We start from the raw sequence: 7,807 nt of genomic DNA on the forward strand, positions 1-7,807 counted from the left end.
TGCTTTGTATAGTCGGAAAACCTTCCCTTATATACGCCGAAACGAGCTCCGTTCTGTATTTAACCGGAGAATCTCGCTTATATTACTTTCGTTGGTTACTTAATTAAGGATAAGAGTTCTTATTGAAAAAGATGTGAGATGGGTCTTGGGTGCTTTGATCTTAGCATTCTTTTTGTTGGAACCTCAATTAGATGCGTTTGGGAGAACCTTAATTATCCAATAAAATAATTACATCATCTTAAAGACAGGCGTTGATTATAACTGCCTGTCTTTAAGAGGGTTATTTCAATGTTAGCAAATACTTTATCAAAGCATCTTGTTCTTGTTGAGAAAAACCTGTTGAAGCATCTACCCAATATTCATGCCCTTCCCCTGTTACATTTGATTTCCTTAGGCTTTCTGCAGATTGATTGGCTTTTATGACTTGAGTTCTCAAGTTTTTGTCAACTAATGCGCGTAAACTGTTATACGGATCAGGTAAAATACTATTATTTAATGTACCTTCTATTCCTAATTGACTTTTAGTGTTTGCTCCAACTGCGACACCACCGTCATGGAGATATGGCGCAGACCAATAAAGGCCAATAAGACTAGGGACCTTGTAGCCCCCCATTGTATTTCCAATTCCAAATGCAAGATTAATTTGCCCAGGGTCTAATCCTTGAGTCGGAACTTTTAACAATAGTGCGCTTTTTGGTACAGGCACAGGTGTATCAGGTGAATATATAACGGGGTCTGTCAAAAACTCGCCAACTTTTCTTAGACCAATCGCTCGCGTTGGTTCCGTACCGATTTTTTCCACTGCTATTATTTGATTATTGGTATAAAAACTTCCTGCATGACACGATATACAGGACCCACGTGCAAATACCTGTTTGCCTAATTGCTTTTCCTCATCTGTTATCTTAATCGGTGTTTTCGGAGGAACCAGGGTATTTTGAAACGCTGACATTCCGTTGTTTTGTTCCCCGACATTCGTTCCTGGCGAACTGACGATCAGCCCATTCGGTGATATAAGTGAAGACCTCGGATAGGTTGGTAATTTAATCGCTTTGTTTACGCCAGGAGCATCCGGGTTAGGATCGATTTGTGCAAAAAATTCTGAAGGCTTTTTCCCTTTAGCCGGATCAAACCGATATTTAGGATTCGCCGCTTTCTGCAAAATAGTTCCTAAATACACCTCTTTGTCGATTCCAAAAAGAGCTCGACTGGCTTCGGCAATTGTCGTCAAATCAGAACCTTGGGCATGAACAGCATTATTTAACGTACTTAACCCTTTAAACGGTCCAGCCATTGCAAAGCCACTCCAGCTGTAAGGATGATCCCCTAAAGTGAACGAATCCGGAATCTGAGTGGGATTACTAACAAAATCACTGGTAATATCAAAGTTTCCCTTTGGCCATTTGATTACACTTTCGTCAACAGCCGCCTCCAACGCTTTGGAATCCGGTAAGGGTTCCTTTTTCCCTTCACTAGTTACAACCGTTTTCTCTAAGTTTTTTATATAATCCTTTAAAGATGCAATTTCAGTACGTGCAAAGTAAGCTGTTGTGTTAGTACCTAAAGCAAGAAGAAGCCCGAAATTAGCATCCGTATTAACAGCCCCTTCGATTACTTTGTGATTAATAGGATCAACAGTGGCATGGCATGCTGCACAGCTAAGTCCTACTTTTAACTTTTCCTCTGATCTTACAATCGGCAAACCAAGAACTTTGTTAGAACCTTTTACCACATCAAATCCGGTATCCACTTTTGTTCCTTTTTTGTATGTTTTCCCCCCGATTGTTACTGTTTCTGCTAATTCGACCTGTAAATTCGTTGTTCCCTTACCGTTTAACTCTTTTATTGCTTTCTGAAAATTTTCAATTGTGAGCGGACCGTTAAAAGCACCAAGAATATCAGATAAAAAAACTTCATTTCCAAATGTTTCTACGTAAAATGACTTTCTACCTAAATCTAATAGAGCTTGATCAATTTTTACAGCACCATTCTTAAGAGATAATAGTTCTCTTCCCTTTGCTGTTTGCATTAAATCATGGGCCTCTTTACGTGAGAAGGTTTTTCCCCAGAGGTCAAAAGCAGGTTGATCTTGGTCCTTCTGCCATGTTACCTTATCAGGTTTTACAATTTGATCTTTAGAAGGAATAAAAGCATATACCGGTTTATTTAAAGCTAAAATGAACGCTAGAATGGCACCTAAGCATAACATCCATTTTTTTGTTTTCACCCCAACTGCCTCCTCTATGGAAATTAATTGCTAAAAGCCATCTTTAATTTCCACCTATTCAAGAAAAATATACCTTATCGAATCACTGTTTCTATTCAACCTTAGTATTGAATCAAAAGTTCAAAAACAGTAAGACTTAGGCATTCACCTATAATCTTTTTAAGAATATGCTATATAACACATAACCAAAGGAGGCTTTATTATGTATCAGCATTTTGGGTATGTAAAAAAGTGCGAAACAGTACCTGTTACATTTCCCCCACAATTCCAGCCCCAGCAGCCAGGTATTGAATCTTTGATGATTCCAAGACCTATCTCCGAAAATCCTTATTATACTGGAAGTAACAAACTATTGAATAAAGCTGCCATCATAACTGGAGGAGACAGCGGTATCGGCCGGGCTGTCGCCATTGCTTTTGCAAAAGAGGGTGCGGATGTTGTTATTGTTTATTTAAATGAGCATGGGGATGCATTCGAAACAAAAGACAGAGTTAACCAATTGGGAAGACAATGCTTGACAATCGCAGGAGATATTGGGGATGAGGAGTTTTGTCATTATGTCGTTCAGAAGACAATTGAAGCATTTGGCCATCTTGAAATCCTGGTCAATAATGCAGGGGAAGCACATTCACAAGCAAGCATCAGCGACATATCAGTAATGCAGCTTAAACGTACTTTTCAAACAAACATTTTTTCATATTTTTATCTTACACAAGCAGCTATTCCCTATCTTAAAAAAGGAAGCTCCGTTATCAATACAACCTCAATCGCTGCATACACCGGACTTGGATACGCTATCGATTATGCTGCTTCCAAGGGAGCAATCGTTTCATTCACCCGCTCGTTAGCATTATCCGCCATTAATCAAGGAATCCGGGTCAATGGCGTTGCTCCAGGACCTGTATGGACCCCCCTTATCCCTTCAAGTGGTCCACCAGAAACTTATGCAACATTTGGAAGTGACACTCCAATGAAACGTGCTGCACAACCTTTTGAACTGGCACCTGCTTATGTTTATTTGGCGTCAGACGACTCCTCATATGTAACAGGACAAATTCTTCATGTAAACGGTGGAATTATTATAAATGGATAAAAAGTGAAACCTCCATCTAATGATTTTAGCCCCTTGTTTTAATTACTGAAAGATGTTAAATATAAAAAGATTCTAATTTTTTACAATTTGCTAATTTTAGTTCGTCTGGCGGTAGCATTTTTACGCAAATTGTTAATGATAGCTTTGGATTAGATGATTTATACGCAGCTTATATAATAAGTAAAGAAGGAAATAAGTTCAAATTTGGACGAGGAGCAGAAAAGCCATCTAGAGGTCAAATAAGACACATAAAACTCACAAACCAAGATATAGAACAAAGAGAACATGCTAGGAAGTATAACTTTTATCAGCACGATCGTGAAATGGTCCCTGTGAGTCTGAAGTTCACTCATCATGCCTTAAATGAGTTAGAGGATTATTTTGAATTTGATGATTTGGAATTCAGTGATGACGGGTGGATTTATTTGACTGAAACTTTGCCAGAGGATGAGTGGGTTTATCGTATGATTTTAAGTCTAGGGGATCAGGTTGAAGTACTTAATCCACAACATATCAGGGAAATTATAAAAGAAAGAGCAAAGAAAATTTGCGATAAATATTAGCATATGCGAAATAATGGTGTCAGATTAAATGTGATAATGTATGTACAAAAGAATTAAATTTGAAATGAGGGATAATCATGTCAGTAGTGAACCTGTTAGCTTCTCAACTCAGTCGCGATGATGAAGTGCCAAATATTGAGCTGGCACATGAATTAGCTAATGAAGAAAATCATGCAGGCATAGAAGAAATAATTGAAAACTTATCTAGCAAAGATAAAAAGATTCAATACGATTGTATTAAAGTAGCGTACGAAATTGGACAAGTTAAACCAGAACTCATTAGTAAATATGCTCTAACTTTTATAGAGTTGTTAAAAAGCCGTAATAATCGTTTGGTGTGGGGTGGAATGACGGCATTAGCAACGATTGCTGAGGTAGCATCAGAAACTATTATGGCTCATCTTGACACATTAAATAGTGCGATGGAAATCGGTTCGGTTATTACAATTGATAAGGGTGTCCTAACTCTTGCGAAGCTAGCAGCCGTCAGTAAGGAAAACAATGATGTGATTTTTCCTTTCTTACTCCATCACCTTGAGAATTGCAGACCAAAGGAAATTCCTCAACACTCGGAAAGCACGCTTTTAGCCGTAACAGATGAAAATAAAGAGGAATTATTGAATGTGTTACGAAAAAGAGAAAAATACCTAACAGCTCCTCAACTAAAAAGAGTCAAAAAAATTTATAAAACATTAGAAGCTTAATTGAAGTACAATTTGAGGTGATAGAATGAAAGAATATAAAAAGTGCCAAAGCTGTGCTATGCCATTAAAAAAAATTGAAGATCGTGGTACGGAGAAGAATTTAGATAAAAGTTCTATGTACTGTATGCATTGTTATCAAGAAGGGGAATTCACGCAAAAGGACATTTCTGTAGATGAAATGAAACAATTTGTAAAAGATAAATGCATCGAAATGGGTTTTCCGAAGTTATTGGCAGGAATGTTTGTAAAAAATCTTCATAAATTGGAGAGGTGGAAATAGACATTACAATCTAAGTTGAAAGAGGATTATGTAATGCTTACCTCATTTTTTTATATTACGGTGAATCGTATCATAAGTAAATGAGGTTCTTAAGGGGATAGATTGACCGCTTGCATATCTTCTTAGTGCTTCCTTCTGGGAAAGAAGCACTAAGATTTATTATTTTTGATTGTCCATTTGGCTATACAATAAACCAATTATGATTCTATCTAAATTTTATCTTCCGCAGTTTTTACCATTCTCTTGGCTCATAGTTTAATTCTCTAAATAATTGAGTTCGCTCTTTTTTGGATAAGTCTCTCCATTGTCCAGGAGGAAGATTGCCTAAATGAATATTCATGATTCGGATTCTTTGCAACCTGTAAACATCGTATCCCAATTCAGCACACATGCGGCGAATTTGACGATTAAGGCCCTGTGTTAAAATGATTTGAAAATCAAATTTAGATAATTGGGTTACTTTACAAGGAAGTGTTTTTGTCCCTAATATTTTGACTCCCTCTGACATCTTCTTCAAGAACTCAGGAGTAATGGGCTTGTCCACAGAAACAATATATTCCTTCTCATGCTTACCTTCTGAACGCAGAATTTCGTTAACAATGTCGCCATCGTTCGTAAGAAGTATTAAGCCCTCTGAATCTTTATCCAGGCGCCCAATATTAAATATTCTTAATGGATGGTTGACCAAATCAACAATATTTCCCTTTACACCTTTTTCGGTTGTACTCGTAATGCCGACAGGTTTATTTAAGGCAATATAGACATTGTTCCTTGCTACTCGGATTAGATTACCATTTACAAGAACGTCATCCCCGGGATTAACTTGGCTGCCTATTGTTGCACGTTTACCATTTATCATAACTCTTCCATCGGTAATTAATTTATCTGCTCCCCGCCTAGATGCTACTCCAGAATCGCTTATAAATTTATTAATACGCATGTTGACACATCCTTAATCAGAGGCTTATCTTATTAGACAATTAACTATACTTTATTTTAAGAATAAATTACACCCTTATTCAGATAAACAAATAAAAGTTTGTTTCAAAAAGGCTACTACTTAATGCGGACATTGATTTCAGTGGAGAAGAGGTTCAAGAAGTCCGCCTTCAAACGAACAAAATTAAAGAAATTAGAGGCGCTGAACGTGTGAAATCATGGACGATTCCAAATGGTGTGGATCTCTCTGAAATTCATTCTAATGGAGAAGTGATTACGATTGAAGTAGAGTAGAATATTATAAGAAATGATGAATGAAATCTGAGTTTGCTTTTTCGAAAACTCTGTAGAAAAACTACAGGGCTTTTTTAAACATTATTGGGAACCGTATTATAAGTAAATAAGGATTTTAGATTTCAATCATCTCTCTCAAATGAGAGACACGCTAATTTTTGTTTTGGCCATTATCTTGAACAACATATTAAAGACATTCCTTTTAGAATGCCTTTTATCAACAGTTTATATTCTCTTTATTGACAATATCCCTCACAACACTCTCTAAGTTTACATTCTCCAAAACTTTCTCCATAGCTAATTGCGCAGCTGAAAATAATGGTTCTATTGTATTTTGGATGTTCCTGCCTACGGGACATTCTGGATTTGGATTTTCATGTAAGCTGAATAACTCTTTATCTTGCACAACATTAACTGCCTTATAGACGTCAAGCATTGTTATGTCAGATAGTTCCTTTGCTAGTTTAGCTCCCGCGATACCAGGATGTACTTCTATTAACCCGGCTTTTTTTAGCATCCCCATAATTTTTCTAATCACTGCTGGGTTCGTGTTAACACTCTCCGCTAAAAATTGAGATGAGCTCACTCCATTTTTATTTATTTCAATTAGAGCCATTATATGAATTCCAACGGATAATCGGCTACTGATGGACATTTTAAGTCACCTTCCTTCTTTATTTTAAAACAAATAACTTAAGGAATCCATCATGTAATTAATTTGATTACAAGCTTATTATATCCTAAAAAACGTATAGATTAAAACTGCTTTTGTTGACAGCAGAAAATCATGTAAATATAATAGTTACATGTAATTAATTCAATTACAGGCTGATTAATTCTTATAGAAGAGCAATAAAATAAGGGTTTTCATAGAATTTCTAACGGAATGGAAAGAGATATAGAGAGGGTTAAGAAATGCTTATTAAAAAGAATATTATTTGGTTATCCATTGTTGTACTAACAGTGATAGTTTTAGTACTTGTAACACTTAAGCCTTGGGAAAGGGATGCTAAACAATTAAATTATACCGGAGAAATGGAGCCTAGACTTGGTTACGTGGAATTATCGGTTTCTGATTTAGATAACTCATTACGCTTTTATCAAGAGATAATTGGTTTCAAATTGTTAGAAAGGAACGAAAGGACTGCTGAATTAACAACAGATGGAACAACGCCAATTTTAACATTAATTGAAGAGAACTCGTTTGTGGAGCGTCCATTTAGAACAACTGGTTTGTTTCATTTTGCTATTTTAGTGCCAAATAGGGAAGAACTGGCTTTGGTATTAAAATATTTAATAGAATCTGAATATCCACTTCAAGGGGTTTCCGATCATCAATACAGTGAAGCCATTTACCTTGCAGATCCTGATAATAATGGAATAGAAATTTATGTGGATACAGATCCGGACCTTTGGTTAGAAGATGAAAAAGGTGGATATGTCGGAGGAACTTATCCGCTAGATATTAATAACTTACTGTCTGAAATAAAAGCAGACAAATGGGAAGGATTATCTAGTGAAACAAGACTAGGTCATATGCATTTACAAGTATCTAATATAAAGGACTCAGAAAAATTCTATGTGGATGCATTAGGATTTGATGTGGTATCTAAGGATTCTCAGATGTTATTTGTTTCCAAAGATGACTATCATCATCATATCGGGATGAACACTTGGGCTGGGAAGGGATTACCTAATCCACCAGAA

Annotated in this window: 8 protein-coding genes; 5 read left to right on the forward strand and 3 right to left on the reverse strand. The window is 36.4% G+C overall.

What is annotated here, in order from left to right; translation table 11 throughout:
- Positions 1-280: 280 nt before the first annotated feature.
- A complete protein-coding gene (locus tag V7164_RS11430) occupies positions 281-2,209 on the reverse strand; it encodes an electron transport protein (RefSeq protein ID WP_438824715.1) in 1,929 nt (642 codons plus the stop codon).
- Positions 2,210-2,429: 220 nt separating this feature from the next.
- On the opposite strand from V7164_RS11430, the gene V7164_RS11435 reads away from it, so the two are divergent.
- The 4 genes from V7164_RS11435 (at position 2,430) to V7164_RS11450 (ending at position 4,867) form a co-directional block, all read left to right on the forward strand.
- Entirely contained in the window at positions 2,430-3,320 is an 891-nt protein-coding gene (locus V7164_RS11435; protein ID WP_335344738.1) for an SDR family oxidoreductase, read from the forward strand.
- Positions 3,321-3,568: 248 nt separating this feature from the next.
- Positions 3,569-3,883, forward strand: coding sequence for a helix-turn-helix transcriptional regulator (locus V7164_RS11440; protein ID WP_335344748.1), 315 nt, complete (start codon positions 3,569-3,571; stop codon positions 3,881-3,883).
- 77 nt (positions 3,884-3,960) lie between these two features.
- Positions 3,961-4,587 carry a hypothetical protein gene (locus V7164_RS11445; RefSeq protein ID WP_335344739.1) on the forward strand — a complete coding sequence of 209 codons (627 nt, stop codon included), beginning with the start codon at positions 3,961-3,963 and terminating at the stop codon, positions 4,585-4,587.
- 25 nt (positions 4,588-4,612) lie between these two features.
- On the forward strand, positions 4,613-4,867 hold the full coding sequence (locus V7164_RS11450; protein WP_335344740.1) for a zinc ribbon domain-containing protein: 255 nt from the start codon (positions 4,613-4,615) through the stop codon (positions 4,865-4,867).
- Between the two features lie 232 nt (positions 4,868-5,099).
- Here the strand turns inward: V7164_RS11450 and rluF are convergent, their stop codons facing one another.
- Both rluF and V7164_RS11460 read right to left on the reverse strand, forming a co-directional pair.
- A complete protein-coding gene (gene rluF / locus V7164_RS11455) occupies positions 5,100-5,807 on the reverse strand; it encodes a 23S rRNA pseudouridine(2604) synthase RluF (protein ID WP_335344741.1) in 708 nt (235 codons plus the stop codon).
- Between the two features lie 510 nt (positions 5,808-6,317).
- The gene (locus V7164_RS11460) at positions 6,318-6,755 is read right to left on the reverse strand and encodes an Rrf2 family transcriptional regulator (protein WP_335344742.1); all 438 of its coding nucleotides are present in this window, start codon (positions 6,753-6,755) and stop codon (positions 6,318-6,320) included.
- Between the two features lie 260 nt (positions 6,756-7,015).
- Between V7164_RS11460 and V7164_RS11465 the strand changes: the two genes are divergently transcribed.
- Positions 7,016-7,807: VOC family protein (locus V7164_RS11465; RefSeq protein ID WP_335354124.1), on the forward strand; the 792-nt coding region annotated here is incomplete at its 3' end.

It is taken from the genome of Bacillus sp. JJ1474 (genome assembly GCF_036965225.1).
In the GTDB taxonomy this organism is placed as follows: Bacteria; Bacillota; Bacilli; order Bacillales; family Cytobacillaceae; genus Cytobacillus.

Bases quoted from the DNA above. Each gene is read 5' to 3' on its own strand.
- V7164_RS11430 (WP_438824715.1), bottom strand. From the start codon at position 2,209: ATGTTATGCTTAGGTGCCATTCTAGCGTTCATTTTAGCTTTAAATAAA.
- V7164_RS11435 (WP_335344738.1), top strand. From the start codon at position 2,430: ATGTATCAGCATTTTGGGTATGTAAAAAAGTGCGAAACAGTACCTGTT.
- V7164_RS11445 (WP_335344739.1), top strand. From the start codon at position 3,961: ATGTCAGTAGTGAACCTGTTAGCTTCTCAACTCAGTCGCGATGATGAA.
- V7164_RS11450 (WP_335344740.1), top strand. From the start codon at position 4,613: ATGAAAGAATATAAAAAGTGCCAAAGCTGTGCTATGCCATTAAAAAAA.
- rluF (WP_335344741.1), bottom strand. From the start codon at position 5,807: ATGCGTATTAATAAATTTATAAGCGATTCTGGAGTAGCATCTAGGCGG.
- V7164_RS11460 (WP_335344742.1), bottom strand. From the start codon at position 6,755: ATGTCCATCAGTAGCCGATTATCCGTTGGAATTCATATAATGGCTCTA.